At 68.4% G+C, this 16,812-nt stretch carries 20 protein-coding genes and 3 pseudogenes; 14 read left to right on the top strand and 9 right to left on the bottom strand.

The annotated features are described in order from the left end of the window. The 3 genes and pseudogenes from ACGFR7_RS29205 to ACGFR7_RS29215 all read left to right on the top strand — a co-directional run. A partial coding sequence (locus tag ACGFR7_RS29205) for a sigma-70 family RNA polymerase sigma factor (RefSeq protein ID WP_393325040.1) occupies positions 1 to 317 on the top strand: 317 nt, incomplete at its 5' end. A 347-nt stretch (positions 318 to 664) separates the two neighbouring features. Then, a complete protein-coding gene (locus ACGFR7_RS29210) occupies positions 665 to 1,285 on the top strand; it encodes a hypothetical protein (protein ID WP_393325042.1) in 621 nt (206 codons plus the stop codon). An 81-nt stretch (positions 1,286 to 1,366) separates the two neighbouring features. After that, positions 1,367 to 1,600, top strand: a pseudogene (locus ACGFR7_RS29215) (plasmid stabilization protein); the annotation flags it as partial. A gap of 44 nt (positions 1,601 to 1,644) precedes the next feature. Here the strand turns inward: ACGFR7_RS29215 and ACGFR7_RS29220 are convergent. Next, positions 1,645 to 2,136, bottom strand: a pseudogene (locus tag ACGFR7_RS29220) (hypothetical protein); the annotation flags it as partial. Between the two features lie 14 nt (positions 2,137 to 2,150). On the opposite strand from ACGFR7_RS29220, the gene ACGFR7_RS29225 reads away from it, so the two are divergent. The 10 genes and pseudogenes from ACGFR7_RS29225 to ACGFR7_RS29270 all read left to right on the top strand — a co-directional run bounded on the left by ACGFR7_RS29225 (position 2,151) and on the right by ACGFR7_RS29270 (position 10,427). Continuing rightward, complete coding sequence (locus tag ACGFR7_RS29225) at positions 2,151 to 2,525, top strand: VOC family protein (protein ID WP_393325044.1); 375 nt, start codon at positions 2,151 to 2,153, stop codon at positions 2,523 to 2,525. Positions 2,526 to 2,647: 122 nt separating this feature from the next. After that, entirely contained in the window at positions 2,648 to 3,604 is a 957-nt protein-coding gene (locus tag ACGFR7_RS29230; RefSeq protein WP_393325242.1) for a TIGR03557 family F420-dependent LLM class oxidoreductase, read from the top strand. A 423-nt stretch (positions 3,605 to 4,027) separates the two neighbouring features. Beyond that, entirely contained in the window at positions 4,028 to 4,207 is a 180-nt protein-coding gene (locus ACGFR7_RS29235; protein ID WP_393325045.1) for a hypothetical protein, read from the top strand. Continuing rightward, positions 4,207 to 5,229, top strand: coding sequence for a non-homologous end-joining DNA ligase (ligD, locus tag ACGFR7_RS29240; RefSeq protein ID WP_393325047.1), 1,023 nt, complete (start codon positions 4,207 to 4,209; stop codon positions 5,227 to 5,229). Before ACGFR7_RS29235 ends, ligD begins: the two co-directional genes overlap by 1 nt. A 14-nt stretch (positions 5,230 to 5,243) precedes the next feature. Next, entirely contained in the window at positions 5,244 to 5,783 is a 540-nt protein-coding gene (locus tag ACGFR7_RS29245; RefSeq protein ID WP_393325049.1) for a cysteine hydrolase family protein, read from the top strand. A gap of 440 nt (positions 5,784 to 6,223) precedes the next feature. Then, entirely contained in the window at positions 6,224 to 6,889 is a 666-nt protein-coding gene (locus ACGFR7_RS29250; RefSeq protein WP_393325050.1) for an HAD family hydrolase, read from the top strand. Positions 6,890 to 7,248: 359 nt separating this feature from the next. Then, positions 7,249 to 7,629 (top strand): FAD-binding oxidoreductase, encoded by a 381-nt coding sequence (locus tag ACGFR7_RS29255; RefSeq protein WP_393325052.1) that lies wholly within the window; start codon positions 7,249 to 7,251, stop codon positions 7,627 to 7,629. Further along, positions 7,563 to 8,057 (top strand): annotated as a pseudogene (locus ACGFR7_RS29260) (FAD-linked oxidase C-terminal domain-containing protein); the annotation flags it as partial. The gene ACGFR7_RS29255 and the pseudogene ACGFR7_RS29260, both read left to right, overlap by 67 nt. A gap of 148 nt (positions 8,058 to 8,205) precedes the next feature. Further along, on the top strand, positions 8,206 to 10,005 hold the full coding sequence (locus ACGFR7_RS29265; RefSeq protein WP_393325054.1) for a thiamine pyrophosphate-requiring protein: 1,800 nt from the start codon (positions 8,206 to 8,208) through the stop codon (positions 10,003 to 10,005). 2 nt (positions 10,006 to 10,007) lie between these two features. Beyond that, entirely contained in the window at positions 10,008 to 10,427 is a 420-nt protein-coding gene (locus ACGFR7_RS29270) for a hypothetical protein (protein WP_393325056.1), read from the top strand. Positions 10,428 to 10,511: 84 nt separating this feature from the next. On the opposite strand, the gene ACGFR7_RS29275 is transcribed toward ACGFR7_RS29270, so the two are convergent. The 3 genes from ACGFR7_RS29275 to ACGFR7_RS29285 all read right to left on the bottom strand — a co-directional run bounded on the left by ACGFR7_RS29275 (position 10,512) and on the right by ACGFR7_RS29285 (position 12,272). Further along, the gene (locus ACGFR7_RS29275) at positions 10,512 to 11,150 is read right to left on the bottom strand and encodes an endonuclease (protein WP_393325057.1); all 639 of its coding nucleotides are present in this window, start codon (positions 11,148 to 11,150) and stop codon (positions 10,512 to 10,514) included. A 306-nt stretch (positions 11,151 to 11,456) separates the two neighbouring features. Continuing rightward, positions 11,457 to 12,146 (bottom strand): recombinase family protein, encoded by a 690-nt coding sequence (locus tag ACGFR7_RS29280; RefSeq protein ID WP_393325244.1) that lies wholly within the window; start codon positions 12,144 to 12,146, stop codon positions 11,457 to 11,459. Beyond that, the gene (locus tag ACGFR7_RS29285; protein WP_393325058.1) at positions 12,147 to 12,272 is read right to left on the bottom strand and encodes a hypothetical protein; all 126 of its coding nucleotides are present in this window, start codon (positions 12,270 to 12,272) and stop codon (positions 12,147 to 12,149) included. 121 nt (positions 12,273 to 12,393) lie between these two features. Between ACGFR7_RS29285 and ACGFR7_RS29290 the strand changes: the two genes are divergently transcribed. Further along, a complete protein-coding gene (locus ACGFR7_RS29290) occupies positions 12,394 to 13,014 on the top strand; it encodes a flavin reductase family protein (RefSeq protein ID WP_393325059.1) in 621 nt (206 codons plus the stop codon). Between the two features lie 338 nt (positions 13,015 to 13,352). On the opposite strand, the gene ACGFR7_RS29295 is transcribed toward ACGFR7_RS29290, so the two are convergent. From ACGFR7_RS29295 to ACGFR7_RS29315, 5 genes are all read right to left on the bottom strand, one after another. Then, on the bottom strand, positions 13,353 to 13,586 hold the full coding sequence (locus ACGFR7_RS29295) for a DUF2277 domain-containing protein (protein WP_393325061.1): 234 nt from the start codon (positions 13,584 to 13,586) through the stop codon (positions 13,353 to 13,355). Positions 13,587 to 13,614: 28 nt separating this feature from the next. Beyond that, entirely contained in the window at positions 13,615 to 14,430 is an 816-nt protein-coding gene (locus ACGFR7_RS29300; RefSeq protein WP_393325063.1) for an alpha-ketoglutarate-dependent dioxygenase AlkB family protein, read from the bottom strand. Positions 14,431 to 14,460: 30 nt separating this feature from the next. After that, on the bottom strand, positions 14,461 to 15,021 hold the full coding sequence (locus ACGFR7_RS29305) for a hypothetical protein (RefSeq protein ID WP_393325065.1): 561 nt from the start codon (positions 15,019 to 15,021) through the stop codon (positions 14,461 to 14,463). 29 nt (positions 15,022 to 15,050) lie between these two features. Beyond that, the gene (locus tag ACGFR7_RS29310) at positions 15,051 to 15,590 is read right to left on the bottom strand and encodes a methylated-DNA--[protein]-cysteine S-methyltransferase (protein WP_393325245.1); all 540 of its coding nucleotides are present in this window, start codon (positions 15,588 to 15,590) and stop codon (positions 15,051 to 15,053) included. Positions 15,591 to 16,036: 446 nt separating this feature from the next. Beyond that, entirely contained in the window at positions 16,037 to 16,795 is a 759-nt protein-coding gene (locus tag ACGFR7_RS29315) for a hypothetical protein (protein ID WP_393325067.1), read from the bottom strand. Positions 16,796 to 16,812: the final 17 nt, after the last annotated feature.

The following is a 16,812-nucleotide window of genomic DNA, read 5'->3' on the forward strand; positions in this document are numbered from 1 at the left end:
TCGCCTGCAACGGTTACGATGCCGGCTCCCTCGACCGGCCCATCGAAGCCGGCGGCAGCAAGCAGCAGACCGGGCTCGTCGCCGACCTGATAGGCGACGAAGACCCCGCTCTTGCCTTGGCCGAGAATCTTCAGGCCCTCAAGCCGCACCTGGCCCAACTGGACGAGCGTGCGCGTACTCTCCTCGAACTGCGCTTCGGCTCGGAGATGACACAGACCGAGATCGGCGAGGAAATGGGCCTGTCCCAGATGCATGTCTCCCGCCTCCTGACCCGCACCTACGCCACTCTGCGCGAAAGCCTCCTCGCCGAGGCATAACCGAGTGCCACTTGGCCCACGAAACCGGCGGGTTGCGTAAGGGCAGGCGGTATCACGCGACTGTGGGCGCGGGGCGGCTCGGGATCCAGCTGACGTGCCAGTGCTCGGCCGACTTGCACCTGAGGCATGGACGCATTCCGGCAGGGGCTGGGAGGCGTGCCCCCGGGGGCATCGGTCTGGCTTGGTGTCCCTCATCGGGTGGCCGAATTCCGGTCCCGTTGATCAGCAGCAGGCGATGAAGGAGAGGGATTGTGCCAGGCGCACGCACCGTGGCCCGTACGAAGCACCCCCGGCACGAGCGGCGCGGAGAAGCACGCCTGCCAGGGGTGATCGCCATCCTTGCCGCGATGGCGCTCTACGTGGCCTTGCCGCAACAGCTGCTGGTCGCGCCGCGCTATGTGCTGCCGGTCTTGGAACTCCTGCTGCTCATACCGCTGTTCGCGATCAACCCCAAGCGTCTCACTCGGGAGACCAGAGTCTCCCGCCTCCTATCCCTGACGTTGGTATTCATCATCGCAGCAGGCAATCTGTTCGCCTTGGGAATGCTGCTCCACGACCTGCTGTCCGTCGGAGTGAAGGACGGGCGCTCCCTCCTGGTGGCGGCGTTGCAGGTCTGGCTCACCAACATCATTGTTTTCGGTCTGGCGTACTGGGAATTGGACCGGGGCGGGCCCGTCCGCCGCACTCAAGCGCCGCGTAGCGAGCTACCGCTGGCGGACTTCCGCTTCTCCCAGGATGAGAACGACGACGCGGTCCAAGAAGTCGCGGACGGCTCCAGCGGCAGCTCCGACTGGGTTCCCACCCTGATGGACTATCTCTACATGTCCGTGACCAATTCGACAGCTTTCAGCCCCACCGACACCATGCCGCTCTCGACTCGCGCCAAGCTCATGATGAGTGTGGAAAGCGTCTCTGCGCTGCTGACCTCGCTTCTGGTGATCGCCCGTGCGGTGAGCCTCCTGCACTAACGGTCTCTCCCCGGGCACAGCAGTGATATCGCCTTGGTCAAGCCGCCGGTCTGCCGGGCTGGCTCGGTGCCTGCTTCCCACGTGCCTGCAGGATCCAGTAAGAAGCGTGAACGGCAGTACGAGCACATCAACGAACCGGCCGAGGAGCGGGGCACCTCGGACAAGCGGGCCAAGGAGATCGCCTCCCGCCCGGTGAACAAGGAACGCGCCCGCTCCGGCGAAGCCGAAACCGCCGGCAAGGCCTCCACCCGCGACCTGACATCCGCCCCGCAACGCGGGGGCGGACGCTCCCACAGCGGACCCGGCGGCCCGACCAATCGCACCGGCACCGAGTAGCGGTTGGTGCGGACGCTGATCTGGCTGTAGCGGTCCACTCTCAACGTGAACAGTCGGCCGGTCTCGAACGGCTCATCCGGCAACAGTTGCAACAACGGCCGTTCAACGGCGAAGCATTCGCCTTCCGTCCTGGGCCGTGAACGATGCGGCGGCCATCGTCTTGCGCATCCCACCATTCGACCACGGCGTTGAGCTCGGCAAGGGAGCCCACATCCGGCACGGGAACGAGGTGATTGCGGCGGAACCATCCGATCTGGCCTTCGACCCCACCCTTCTCGTGTGCGCCCTCCAGCCCTGGGCGGCAATAGGCTGCGTCGATGCCGTAGTGCGAGCGGAACGCGGTCAGCGTTCGTTCTCCACCCGCGCCCTGGACAGGCCCAGCACCCGTGCGGCCGCAGCCCGCGGGGACCGATCCGGATCTCCAGGCGTCGGTCACGTGAAGGAAGGGGCCAACCGAGATAACTACCGATGCGGAACGGTTGCGCGCGATCCATTCGGGTACCTGTTCCACTCATCCCGAGGAGGACCGATGGCCATCGCGACGATCCGTACGCTCGTTTTTGATTGTCCCCATCCGTACGCCCTCGCCGACTTCTATGCGCAGCTGCTGGGGGGCGAGATCAAGGGCGAGACCGACAGCGCGTGGGTTGATCTCTACATCAGCGACGTGAAGCGGCTCTCGTTCCAGCGAGTACCTGATTACGTTCCGCCCGAGTGGCCCAGCACAAGCCGCTCGCAACAGCTCCATCTCGACCTGGACGTGGACGACATGGAGGCGCGTGAAAGGGAAGTGCTCGCCCTCGGAGCAAAAGCCCTGGACCTTGAGGATGAAGGCGGAAGGCGAGGCTTTCGTGTCTATGCCGACCCTGTCGGCCACCCCTTCTGTCTCATTCGACCGTGGTGACGTCCCGCCCCCTGACCGAAGGCGGAACGGAATACGATGCAGGTCTGGGCGGAATGCCCACGAGCCGGTCTTCACTGGTGTCAGATACGTGAAAGTCCCAAGGAGCCGACGATGGAGGTCTGATCGTGGAGTACGGCTATTTCCTGTCCAGTGAGGAGCACGGGCCGGCAGAACTGGTCGAGCAGGCTCGTATGGCGGAGCAGGCAGGCTTCACCTCGTTGTGGATCTCCGATCATTACCACCCGTGGAACGATGCGCAGGGCCAGAGCCCCTTCGTCTGGTCGGTGATCGGGGCCCTTTCACGGGCAACATCGCTGCCGGTGGAGACGGCTGTGACCTGCCCGACGATGCGGCTGCATCCTGCCGTCACCGCCCAAGCGGCAGCGACCGCAGCGGTGCAGCTAGGGGGACGGTTCCGGCTCGGGGTAGGAAGCGGAGAAGCACTCAACGAGCACATCTTCGGAGACGCATGGCCCCAGGCGTCGGTTCGTCTGGATATGCTCGAAGAGGCCGTGCAGGTGATGCGGAAGCTCTTCACAGGCGAGCAGGTCAGTCACCACGGCAGGTATTACACCGTGGAAAACGCCCGCCTCTATACCGTCCCCGACGAGCCGGTGCCCATCGACGTATCGGGGTTCGGCCCCGCCGCCACGGAACTGGCCGGTCGGATCGGCGACGGCTTTGTGACCATGGTGCCGGATGCTGAGGCGGTCGAGCGTTTCCAACGCAGCGGCGGCAGCACGAAACCCGTTCGCGGTGGATTGAAAGTGTGCTGGTCCACCGATCGAGACGAGGCTGTCCGGACTGCGCATCGGCTGTGGGCCAATGAGCAGCTCCCGGGTGAACTGCCGCAGATCCTCCCCACTCCCCGGCACTTCGAGCAGGCGGCGCAACTGGTTACCCCGGACCGCGTCGCGGAGAAAGTGACGTGCGGAGGCGATGTGGACGCACACCTCAGCGCGATCAACGCCTATACGGACGCGGGGTTCGACGCTGTGTACATCAGCCAGATCGGCCCTGACCAACGCGGCTTCTTCGACTTCTACCGCACGCAGGTGCTGCCACAGCTGACGCAATGACTGGCTCGTGAGAATCACGGGAGGGCGCAGGGAATCGTCAGGCCGAGGACAGATATCCGACGGACGCCATGAGTCGGCGGAGGAGCGGGCAGACCGGCGCTGGAACGAATTGCTGCACGAAGTCCGTGGTCCCTTGCCCGCCTGGTTCCGCACCATCACTACCTTTCTCGGCCGTTGAGTGTCCCGTGGCAGGTGGTGATACCCGCCGTATCAGGCAGGCGAAGGGCTGCGGCGCGCGAGCCAAAGGGTGCACATGCGCTGCTGTCCGCGGCGCGCCACAGTGAGAGAGGCGGCCTCCGAAGAAAGGCAGGCAAAACCGTGACCAGCAGGAACAAGCTGACTACGTATCGTGGTAAACGGCACTTCGGCCGGACCCGCGAGCCGCAGGGTGGGCATGCTTCCGCTGGTGACACGCTGTGCTTCGTGGTGCAGATTCATGACGCCAGTACCTTGCACGTCGACTTCCGGCTGGACGTCAAGGAGGGCGACGAGCGGGCCGGACGTCGTGGTGCCCCCGATGCCCGCCGGGCCCGGTCCGTCCGCAGCGGTCGGACCCTGAAGCGCGTCGCCCAGGAGGAGGGCGGGGAGCGGGGGAGCGCGTGATGAGTTCGGCCCGCGACTTGCTGGACGCGCTGCCCCCGGCGGAGCGGGCGTCGCTGGACGACGCCCCGGCCGGCGAGGAGTACGCGTTGCGTCCGATGCCGGCCGTGCTCAGCGACCGCCGGGAGTTCGACGACGGCTGGATATTCGAACGCAAGCTCGATGGCGTGCGGGCGCTCGGCGTGCGCGAACCCGACCGCACCCGGCTGCTGTCCCGCACCGGCCGCGAGGTCAACGCCAGCTACCCGGAAATCGTCGACGTCCTCGGCCGCCAGCGGTGCCGGGACCTCACCGTCGACGGCGAGATCGTCGCCTTCGCGCACGGCCGCACCGACTTCGCCCGCCTGCAGCAGCGGATGCAGCTCACCGACCCCGAGCAGGCCCGCGCCAGCGGCGTCGCGGTGACGTACTACGTCTTCGACCTGCTGCGGCTGGACGGCCGTGACCTCACCCGGCTGCCGTTGCGCACCCGCAAGTCCCTGCTGCGCCGGGCGCTCGACTTCCGGGACCCGCTGCGCTTCACCCCGCACCGCAACCACGGTGGCGCCCGCGAGCTGGACGAGGCGTGCGCCCGCGGCTGGGAGGGGCTGATCGCCAAGCGGGCCGCCGGCCGCTATCTGCCGCGCCGCTCCTCGGACTGGCTCAAACTCAAGTGCGCTCAGGGGCAGGAACTCGTCATCGTCGGCTTCACCGAACCCGCCGGCAGCAGAATCGGATTCGGTGCCCTGCTCCTCGGCTACCACGCAGACCGCGCGCTGCGATACGCGGGCAAGGTCGGCACCGGCTTCGACCAGCACACCCTGCGCCGACTCCGGACCCTGCTCGATGCCCGCCGATGCGACCGCTCTCCTTTCGACGGGCCCGTGCGTGAGCGGGGCGCCCACTGGGTGCGCCCCGAACTCGTCGCTCAGATCGGCTTCACGGAGTGGACCCGCGACGGCATGCTGCGCCATCCGCGGTTCCTCGGCCTCCGCGACGACAAGCGGCCCGAGGACGTGGTCCGCGAACGTCCGGCCCGGGGCTGACCAGGGGCCGCCCCATGTCCGACACCGCACTCATCGTGATCGACATGCTCAACTCCTACGACCACGAGGACGCCGAACTGCTGCTGCCCTCGGTCCGCACGGTCCTGCCGCGCGTCACGTCACTGATCGAACGGGCCCGGCGGAGCGATACCGAGGTCATCTACGTCAACGACAATTTCGGGCTGTGGCGCTCGCACCACGACGAGCTGCTGGACACCGTGCTCAGCGGACCGCACGCGGACCTGGTGGAGCCGCTCCGGCCGGATGAGCAATCCCTGTTCGTGGTCAAGGCGCGGCACTCGATCTTCTACCAGACGCCCCTGGAATACCTGCTGCGCCAGCACGGCATCGGCACGATCGTGCTTTGCGGCCAGGTCACCGAACAATGCGTGCTCTACTCGGCGCTCGACGCCCATATCCGCCACATCGGTGTCACCGTCGTCGAGGACGCCTGCGCGCATATCCACCGCGATCTCGCAGAGGCAGCCCTGCACATGATGGAACGCAATATGAAGGCCCAAATCATCAGATCCACTGCCGAGGAGATCTTCTGAGCGACAAGGACGACTCTGCTGTCGAGCCAGCGGCCCTTCCTGCTCCGGTGCCTCTGACCGGGCTCCTTCGGTCTCCCCGTGCTGCCGCTGCCGCTGGGGCTGCACACCCTGCGCTGGACAATGAGGTACGCCATCCACGAGGAAGTGCCTGATCTGCCAAGTAAGCCGACGGCACCGGAAGGAGAGGAGGAGGTCCTGCGGGCTACTGAGGAGGAGGTCCTGCGGGCTACTACTGCCCCCTCGTCGATGAACGGGGTGTCCTCATCAAGGCGCGCTCTCCGCGTGATGCCGGCGCTTGCTTCGCCAGAGGACAGGCACCCGCCCCGGAGCTGAACACTGGCACACCGCACGAGCTGAAGGGTGACGGCATCGACCGAAGGTGCCGGCCTGATTCCTGCGCCGGAGCGGGAGCAGCCTCTCGGCGCCCATAGGAGGCGATCATGAATGCGAACCGCAAAGCTGCACTGTTCGACATGGACGGGACCCTCGTGGACAGCACCTATCTGCACGCCGTCACCTGGTGGGAGGCGTTCCGCCAGGCCGGCCACCGGGTGCCGATGGCCGCGATCCACCGAACTGTCGGGATGGGGGCCGACCACCTCATCGGCCACCTCTTGGGCCCCGGCGAGGACCGCGACCGCGATGCCGCCATCAGCGCGGCGCACAAGACGCTCTTCGCCGAGTACTGGACCCGGCTGGCGCCCTTGGATGGCGCCGCCGACCTGCTCCGTGCCTGCGCCGGACGCGGTTGGGAGGTGGTGCTCGCCAGCTCGGCGGGCGGGGCGGAGCTGAGCGCCATGCGCACCGCGCTGGATGCCGAGGACGCGCTCGCCGCAGTCACCGGCGCGGACGACGTGGAGTCCAGCAAACCCGCCCCTGACCTTGTGGGACAGGCGCTCGCGCAGGCCGGCACCGAGCCCGGACGAGCGGTGTTCGTGGGAGACACGGTCTGGGACATGAAGGCCGGTGTCCGGGCCGGGGTGCTGTGCGTGGGCGTGCTCAGCGGCGGCTACTGCCGCCACGAGCTATTGGAGGCCGGAGCGCAGGAGGTCTACGAAGGCCCGGGTGACCTGCTGAGCCAATTGGACTCGTCTCCCCTCGGGTGAGGCAAGACCTGCGGCATGTCACAGACTGCCCCTCGTCCCGTTTCTCCCTGGAGGTGACCGGGCTTTATTCGGGACTCGTGGCAGATCTCCGGGTGGCTGCCGACGGGCTGGGCCGAGGGCGGAGCAAGCCGCCCAGGGATCAGTGAGTGAAGGCCGGTGGCGAGCCGTCGAGCTCACCTACCGCGACGCTTAGTTCTGTGGGAAGCGCGGGAGGTGGGGCAGTGCCCGGGCATGACACCGCCCCCACAGCTCCACACGGCGCAATCCGCGCTAATCCACGCGTTATCTGGCCCCCCTCTGGGGAACGCGTGTCCTGTGGTCGGCTGACGGCCGTCGTCCGACCGGTGGGAGGTGTGGCGATGGAGCACGGCGAAGGCGCCGCTCAAGGCGGAGCGTCCGGCCTGTCCACGAAGGCTCTGCTGCGGGCCCGGGTCGACGGCGAGGTCCGTTCCGACGCGGGGAGCCGGGGTGCCTACTCCACCGACGGTTCGAACTACGTCGAGCCGGGGATCGTTCTGGACGAGCTCGATCGCCAACTCTCCGATGTGTGGCTGACGTTCGGGCCCAAGCCGTCGACGCACAGCCACTGTTCCCTGGGCGGGATGATCGGCAACAATTCGTGTGGGGCGCCGGCGCAGGCGTACGGCAAGACCGTCGACAATGTCCGACGGCTTTCGGGGAGCGCCGGGCGACCGCGTTTCGAGAGTTCAAGGCGCTGTTCGATCCGGATAATCGGATGAACCCCGGAAAGGTCGTCGCCCCACGGCGGGTCGATGAGGGGCTGCGGCTGGGGGCCGCCTGGCGGCCTTCGGCGCCCGCGACCCACTTTGGCTATCCCGAGGACGAGCACTCGTTCCGCCGCGCGGTGTTGCGGTGCGTGGGGGGCGGCAATTGCCCGTCTCACAGCGGCGGGGTGAGGTGTCCGTCCTATCGGGCTACCGGTGAGGAGGAGCGTGCGACCCGGGTGCGGGCGCGGCTGCTGTTCGAGATGCTTGACGGGCACCCCGATTCGGCCGTCAAGGACGGATGGTGCTCGACGGAGGTGCGCGACGCGCTCGATCTGTTTCTGGCGTGCAAAAGCTGCAAGTCCGACTGCCCGACCGGCGTGGACATGGCGACATACAAGGCCGAATTCCTCTCGCACCACTACGCCGGTCGGCTGCGCCCGACACCTCAAACTCGTCGACCGCCCGCGCCTCGATGCCCGCGACGCCCGTCTGGCCACCGCAGCGGCCTCGCCGCCGTCGGCGCGGCGGTCTGTACGGCGGGCGCGGCTCTCCTGCGACGACGAACCTGACCTGAGAAAAGGAGCTTCAGTGTCCACCAAGGTCTCCGACCACATCCTCCAGCGGCTTCGCGAATGGGACGTCGAGCACGTCTTCGCCTATGCCGGTGATGGCATCAACGGGCTGCTCGCCGCCTGGGAACGTGCGGACAACAAGCCGCAGTTCATCCAGGCGCGGCACGAGGAAATGGCCGCGTTCCAGGCCGTCGGGTATGCCAAGTTCTCCGGCAAGGTCGGCGTCTGCGCCGCCACGTCCGGGCCCGGCGCGATCCACCTCCTCAACGGCCTCTACGACGCCAAGCTCGACCATGTACCGGTCGTGGCAATCGTGGGGCAGACCAACCGCAGCGCGATGGGCGGCTCCTACCAGCAGGAAGTCGATCTGCTGAGCCTGTACAAGGACGTCGCCTCCGACTTCTGTGAGATGGTGACCGTCCCCGAGCAGCTGCCGAACGCCCTCGACCGGGCCATGCGCACCGCCTACGGCCGGCGGACGGTGACCGCAGTCATCATCCCGGCGGACGTCCAGGAACTGGACTACTCGCCGCCCACCCACGCCTTCAAGATGGTTCCCTCCAGCCTCGGTATGGCCTCCTACGCGCCGGTCCCGAGCGACGACGACCTGGCCCGTGCGGCCGAGGTGCTCAATGCCGGGGAGAAGGTCGCCGTCCTGATCGGTCAGGGTGCCCGCGGGGCGCGCGCCGAGGTGGAGCAGGTCGCCGAGGTGCTCAGCGCGGGGGTGGCCAAGGCGCTGCTGGGCAAGGACGCGCTCCCCGACGACCTGCCGTATGTCACGGGCGCCATCGGCCTGCTGGGGACCCGCCCGTCGTACGAGCTGATGCAGGGCTGCGACACCCTGCTCGTCATCGGATCCAGCTTCCCCTACACCCAGTTCATGCCGGAGCTGGACCAGGCCAGGGCGGTGCAGATCGACATCGACCCGCACATGGTCGGGATGCGCTACCCCTTCGAAGTCAATCTCGTCGGAGATGCCCGGGCGACCCTGCAACGGCTGCTGCCGCAGCTCACGCGCAAGAAGCACGGTGAGTGGCGCAAGAAGATCGCGAAGGACACCGCACGCTGGTGGGAGGTCATGGAGCGGCGCGCTGCCGTGGAGGCCGATCCGATCAACCCGGAGTACGTCGTGCACGCCCTGGATCCGCTGCTGCCGGACGATGTCATCCTGGCCGCGGACTCCGGCTCGGCCGCCAACTGGTACGCACGTCACCTGCGGATGCGCGGCACGATGCGCGGTTCACTGTCCGGGACGCTTGCCACCATGGGCCCGGGCGTGCCGTACGTCATCGGCGCGAAGTTCGCCCACCCGGACCGGCCGGCGCTGGCCCTCGTCGGGGACGGCGCCATGCAGATGAATGGTATGGCGGAGCTCATCACGGCGGCCAAGTACTGGCAGGAGTGGAGCGACCCGCGCCTGATCGTGGCCGTCCTGAACAACCAGGACCTCAACCAGGTCACGTGGGAGATGCGCGCGATGTCCGGCGCCCCGCAATTCCTCGCCTCGCAGGCACTCCCCGACGTGCCCTACGCCGACTTCGCACGGTCCATCGGGCTCGGCGGCGTCCGGGTGGAGAAGCCCGGCGAGGTGGTGGACGCCTGGCGCCAGGCACTCGCCGCCGACCGCCCGTTCGTCATCGATTTCCGCACCGACCCCGCCGTCCCGCCGATTCCGCCGCACGCCAGCCTCGATCAGATCGAGGCCGCGGCCGGCGCCGTCCTCAAGGGCGACAGCGACCGCGCGGCGATGGTCAAGCAGGGCTTGAAGGCCAAGGTCCAGGAGTTCCTCCCGGGCCGGAAGCACCACCAGGACTGACGGTGGGCCCTCACACCCGGGGCGCGGACCCCGTTGTCGACTCGGTCGCCACCTCGGTCTACCGCGCTCCCATCGATGCCGCCGAGGGCGACGGCACGCTGACCTGGGACTCCACGACCATGATCGTGGCCCAGGCCAGCTCCGGCACGACCACGGGCTTGGGCTGCACCTCGGGGCCGCGGCCACCGCCCAGGTCATCGACGAGCAGCCGGCGGCCTCGTGACCGGCCGCTGCGCGATGGATGTGCCCGGCGCCGACGAGGCGATGTCCCGGGCCGTGCGCAACGCCGCCCGGCCCGGCCCGGCCTGGTCGCGGGGGCCCTCTCGGCCGTGGACATCGCTCTGTGGGACCTCAAGGCGCGGCTGCTCCAGGTGCCGCTCGTCGGGCTGATGGGGGCGAGCGGCACCGAGGTGCCGGTGTAGGGCAGCGGCGGCTTCACCACGCTGCCCACGGCTCCAGCTCGCCGGGACCAGGCCTCCGAGCGCGCGGTATGGGCAAGATCCGGCTCAGTCTGTTGCCGCCGAGCGCACCTGTTCCGCTTTCCGTTCGTCGAGGGCTACTCGGACCAGGGCCGCAGCGAGCTTTGGCAGGCCTGCGTCATCTACGAGGGACGCCAGCTTCTTGGGAGAGCTCGGTAGCCCGAGGCGCTGTGCCCCGTCCAGTACCTTACGGTCGAGGTGCGGGCAGAACTCCGGCCACACGGCCTGTGCCTCCCGAAGGAAGATGTCAGCCCCGGTGGGGCCGATGCCTGGAATGTCTTGCAGGAGCTTCTTCGGATCTGTCCCTTCGCGCAGCTGGCGCAGGTCGCCCTTGTATCGCTCCAGCAGAAGTTCGGCGCCGTCGCCGAGTTGGGTGGAGGTCCGCTCGTCGTAGCGACGGTAACCGCCCTCGCCGAGCGCGTCGACGCGCTGCTGCCAGGTGGCCTGGCCCATCCGTCGGGCGTCGCGCATCCCCGCGGAGAACAGTGCGCGGGCCGCCTCGACCGCGGTGTCCGCCCGGATACGGGCGGACAGCAGCAAGGAGAGCACGAGAAGCTGGTACAGCGGGGCGGGGGTGTTCCGCAGCTTGATGCCCGCCTGAGCCGCGTATGTTTGGCCGTGCCGGTCGAGCAGCGCCCGAACCACGGCCTCGTCCTTCTTGCCCATGACCCTCACCTTCCCCAAGGAAGCGGGCGACGCGAAACGCGCACCAGCCCAGACGGGTTCGAGCGCCGATGGCGGCTACTCGATGACGATGTCAGCGTCTCCTCGCTACGTACAGCGCGCAAACGATCCGGGCCGCTCACCGGCTTTCGCTGCGCTCGGTCGGCCGCCACGGCCGGCGCCACATCCCTACTCGACAATTTCTCGGCGCGCCGGCATTGCCATCGTCACGGACGGACGCGGGGCTCGGCCGCCATCGTCGCAGCGGAGGCGGTCGTCAGCGACGACCGCGGGGCCGCCACCGCTGCGCTATGGATACGACGTGCTCTGCCCGCCCCCTCGGCATGCACCGACGGGGAGGGCACAGGCCAGGGAGGTTCTTCCGACCCCGCGGGATCGCGCGTCTTCGTGACCCGCTGTCCAATTGGCGAGGAGGTCCTCGGATGCGGCCCTCGGAGGAGGAGCGCCCTCCAGGCCGGCGATCGATTCCCTGAGGCGGGAAATCTTGCGATTGAGGGCCGCCAGCATGGTGAAATAGTCTCCCTCGCTCAGATCGACCTCATGCAAAGCCCTCTCGTTTGACCACCGGTGGATGAGTTCGCTCTTCCGTGCCAGTTCCTGGTCCAACCTTGCCTGCAAGGCTGCGATGGTGCCGGCGGATTGATCCAATCCGGTCTTCGATGTCTGAAGCTGCTTATTCAGGAAGGAGACGAGATCCCGGGGCCGGCGCACCAGCCGGTCAAGGTCGTAGAAGATCACGCCGACGATGACACCGTTGGCCAGGTCGGCCAGGAGCTGGCGGAATTCGGGGCGCAGGACGGTCCAGTCGATGGAACCGTCCGGCTTGACGGCCTTGCGCTTCTTGAAGGCCGAGGTGTCGTTCTCCCGGTAGACCTTGGCGAGGGGGCCCCATTGCAGTCGGACCCGGGTGTCTTCGGCGTCTTCGAGCTGGCGGTCCACGCCGGCTTCGAGACCGAAGCGGTCGGAGGAGATGCGCAGCTAGGCGCCTGGGAGTTTGGGGGCGTAGGCCGCCAGGTGGTCGTGGAGGTTGAGGGTGACCTGTCCGCCGCGGGCATGGGCGGGGACCTCGAAGTCCTCCCAGACGGTGAGGGCTGCTGTGGGCACGGTGTCGGCTCCTGGTGCTCGGGTGGTTCCGATACCGGGCACTCTCCGCCGAACTCAGGGGTTTGGTGATGCCGTGGATCCGCTGTACGGTCCGCGGTCAGGCACCTGGATACTGATCACCATGCGTATTGACTTCGATCCCGCTGCTATGTCCCGCAACGAGTTCTTCAAGCTGCTGACCGCGGTCGTCGTGCCGCGGCCCATCGCCTGGGTCTCGACGATCGGCCCTGATGGTGCTTCTGCGAACCTAGCCCCCCATTCCTTCTTCACGATCGCCAGCGTCGCGCCGCCCGTGGTGCAGTTCAGCTCCGTCGGCCGTAAGGACACCCTGCGCAATGTCGAGGCGACCGGGCAGTTCGTGGTCAACCTTGCGCCGGAGGGGCTGTTCGGGCAGATCAATGACACGGGCACCGACTTTCCGCACGAGGTGAGCGAGTTCGAGGCGGCCGGGATCGACACCGAGCCGAGTCTGCGCGTCAAGCCTCCGCGGGTGGCGGCGTCGCCGGTGGCGCTGGAGTGCGAGGTGCACAGCACAGTGGGCATCGGGGATTCCACCGTCGTGTTCGGGCGCGTGGTGCATGCGGTCGTCACGCAGGACGTACTGGTCGACGGGCATCCCGAGATTTCCCGCCTGAAGCCCCTGTCGCGGCTGGGGAAGGACGAATGGGGCACGGTTGGTGAGGTGCGGGAGATCTCCCGTATTCGCCATGCGGACTGGCGGGGGCCGGCGGGCGATCGTTAGGGAGCGGGAGAGGCTGCGGGGGAGGGGGAGAGGCTGCGGGGGAAGACGGGCTCCGCGTTAGTGCCTCCCCCAGGGCCTCTCAGCCTCCTCGCAGTCCGCCGGCTGCTTACCGATCTACCTACCGATGACCTCACCGGCGATCGGGGTGCCGACTGGCAGCGAGCGAACCGTCTCAGTCCAGGCGGTGGCGGCACCGGCTGCTTGGCACGTGCCCTTTCCGGAGGCAAGGAGGAGTACTGCCTCATGCGCGGATCATGGCACGTGACAGCTGTCGCTGGACGCGCTCCGAGGTCGTGGTCACTGATGGGCCGGACAGCTCCTGGTGATGGAGCGGCGACTCAGGGATGGGGGCGCCCGCGGCCGGCCGAGCCGCGGATCTGCAGGCCGTCAAGGAGTTCCTGGGTCGCGGCTGCCACTGTGTCGACGGCCTGGTCGAAGACCTCGCGGTTGTGGGCGGCCGGGGCACGGAAGCCGGAGACCTTGCGGACGTACTGCAAGGCAGCGGCCCGGATGTCCTCGTCGGTGACCTCAAGGGTGGTGGGCGGACGGAGCGTCTTGATGCTGCGGCACATGAGTCCAGTCTGCCTCGGGACGCGGCGGTTATCCGTCGAGTCCGGTGACCCGCATGGTGATGTTGAGGCGCCCGCTGGTCATGCCGGACGCGGGGTCCCCGGTGCCCGGCCTGACCTTGGGCACTCCGTGGTACGCGAAGCGGGACGGTCCGCCGAAGACGAAGAGATCTCCGGAGACCAGCTCGATATCGGTGTACGGCTTGGTGCGCGTCTCGGTATTGCCGAACCGGAAGACGCAGGTGTCGCCGATGCTGAGGGAGACCACCGGCGCGCCGGAGCGCTCTTCCTTGTCCTGGTGCATGCCGAGCTTCGCCTGGCCGTCGTAGAAGTTGATCAGCGCGGTATCAGGCGTGTAACCGTCGCCCGCGGCCACGTCCTGATACGCCTCGACCAGCGCCCGGCGGCCCAACTCGACCATCCAGTAAGGAAATTCGGCTACTCGGGCGCCGTTCACATCATCGGCGGTGCGGGTGTACGCGTACGGCTGCCAGTGCCAGCCGATGCACACGGTCTGCACGGACATCACACCGCCGCGCGGCAGCTTGGTGTGCCGGATCGGGGCCGGGCCGCGCGCCCAGCCGCGACAGGCGGTGACGAGCTCGCGTTGCTGGGCCGTGGTCAGCCAGCCGGGGACATGGACGGCGCCGGGGGCGATTTCTCGGCCGGCGCCTTCGCGGGCCTGGCTCCGGGCGGCTGCGGCCGGGTGAAGCAGCCCTTGGAGGCCTTGGGGAGGGGGCGCGCCGGGGCCCGTCCCGCTGCTGTCGGTGTCGTCGGGGCCATGTCTTCCGGGGGCCGCGGGAGCTGGTTCCCCGAAGTCCTCGAAGCCGGGAAGTGGCGTGCTCATGTCCTCCTGCCTTGCCTCATCGCTCGCTGATTACAGCCTGCCACGGGCAGGAGCCGTAGGCGGACGGGCCGGTAGCCGGTGGGTGACCCAGCCGCGGTCGATGCTCCAGGTGCTGCCGTCGGCGCCGGCGCCTCGCATGCCCTGCAGAGTCCCCGGCCCGGCCAGGGCGGGTACGCGGGAGTCGCCGAGAGCCGCGAAGCCGTAGGTGCGTGCCGGGTCCCAGTCGGTGCTGTGACGCAGCCGGCGGCTCATCTGGGCCCAGCCGAGCGGCGCGGCGGCCACCACCCAGGCGTCAGGCTCCTCGGTCGTGAACCGGCGCGCGGCCCGTAGCCAGGACGCGGCGGATTCCGGCCAGTCGATCACGGCGAGCACCGGCAGCCTCCCGGGGGCACGCCAGGCTTCGGCGAACGCCGCCGCTGCCGACCGCGACGCGGTGTCCCGGCTGTGCCCGACGACCACCGTGCCGATACGAGCCCCGGGCGCGGTCAACAGGCCGAGCAGGGCGGCGAGTTCGGCGCCGGAGTGCGGGACGGGGGCGGGGAGGCCGCCGTATGCGGCCGTCTCCGCCGGGGAAATGAGGGGAGAGGTCATGATCGAAGGGATACCAGGCATGGCCGGGCTCAGATCAGCGTCGGTTGAAGGGCGCCCTCGTGCGTGAGCAGCGCGGTTTTGCGTTCGACCCCCGCCGCGTAGCCGCGCATCGAGCCATCCGCGCCGATCACACGATGGCAGGGGCGCAGGATCGGCAGAGGATTCGCCCCGATCGCCGCACCCAGGGCCCGTACGTCGGCCCGCGACACGCCGAGGCCCTCGGCGAGTCGGCCATAGGTGGTCGTGGTGCCGTACGGGATGGCTTCCAGGGCCTGCCAGACGTGCTCCTGGAACGCCGTACCGGTGGTGCGGAATGCGAGCTCGAAGCGGAAGAGCTCGCCCGCGAAGTAGGCACGGAGCTGGCGGACGACATCGGTGAAGGGACGGGGGTCGCGGCGCCAGTGTGGCTGTACGGTAGCGGCGCCCCGCTGCTGGGGCATGGAGAGGGAGGTCAGGGCGGTGCCCCCGGGTGCGGTGGACGCTTCCTCGCCGACGAGCAGCAACTCGCCCAAGGGGCTGTCGAGCGTGGTGTAGCCAGTGGTGGCGGTGGATGCCGAGGGGGAGGTCATGGCGCTCTCCTCGTTCGCATGGAGTGCTTTCACTTCCCGAGTCTGAGGGCTCGCCCGCGTCATGGCTGGCGGAAATCGGACGTCACGGTTGCGGCGTGGTCAGCCACGGCCGGCGGCTTCAGCCCACTCGACCACGACCCGCCACCGATCAGCCCTGACCAGCCGTGACCAGCCGTGACCAGCCGTGACCAGACGTCTATCGATTCCCACGGGTCTCCCGTCGCCTATCGGTCACCTATTGCCCACCGGTCTCCCGCCACCCATCGATGACCCATCACCCACCGGTCACACCCACCACCCGCAGATCACCGGTAATCGCTCGCCCTCACCCACCGCACACCGGCCACCGGCGTGTCGCCCCGCCGTACACGCGACCGCCGACACGCCGACGGTGTCCCCCCGGGCGAGCAGGCACTGGGGGAGCTGCCTCAGGATCCCCTCGACGCTCAGGGGTGGTAATGCTCGGCAATCTTCGTCGCCACGCCGTCCTCGACGGTGACCCGGACATCGAGTGAGTTCATCCTGGCGGCCTCGTCCAACTGCGATTCGGTGCACGGGGAGGTGCCGTAGCCGCTTTCGTCCATCGTGACGTTGCCGTCCGGCGCACCGCACATGGCAGCGGCGCCCAGGGCCTCGGTCTGCGGGCCGATGGCGAAGCCCTGCTCGGCTCCGGAGGCCGGGGCCACGGTCATCTTGCCGGGAGCCAGGTACTTGAGGACGCCGTTCCAGGTGCCGCTCACGCCCTCGTCATGGGGCGCGGACCCGGTACCGGCCGAAGAGCTGGAGTCTGAGCCGGCACCGCTCGTGCTGCCTTTTCCGCTGCCACTGCTCGTCCCGCTGTCGCGACTCGTCTTGCCGCCACCCGCCCCGGAGCCGCCCTCGTTGCTCTTCCCGGTGTCAGATGGCTTCGGGCTCGGTGTCGTCTTGTCCTTCGGCCCGGGGTCATCCGCTACGTTGCCGAGGGCCGCGGCCTCTTTGGCCAGATCCTCGGGATCGGGCCGCGACGAGACCTTGGCGCTCGCCTTCGTGTTGTCGCTGTCGCTGCCGCTGTCGCTGCCGCAGGCGGTCAAGGAGAGTGCGGCAACGGCGATCAGCGAAGCGGCAACGATCCGGCGCCCACGATGTAAAGCGGAGCCTACGGTGGTGGGGGACGCAGGGGTGCTGCTGACGGCTGCGTCGACCTCGGAGGCATTGTTCCCGGACATAAGTCCCCTTTTCTGCC

It is taken from the genome of Streptomyces sp. NPDC048516 (genome assembly GCF_043199875.1).
Taxonomy (GTDB): Bacteria; Actinomycetota; Actinomycetes; order Streptomycetales; family Streptomycetaceae; genus Streptomyces.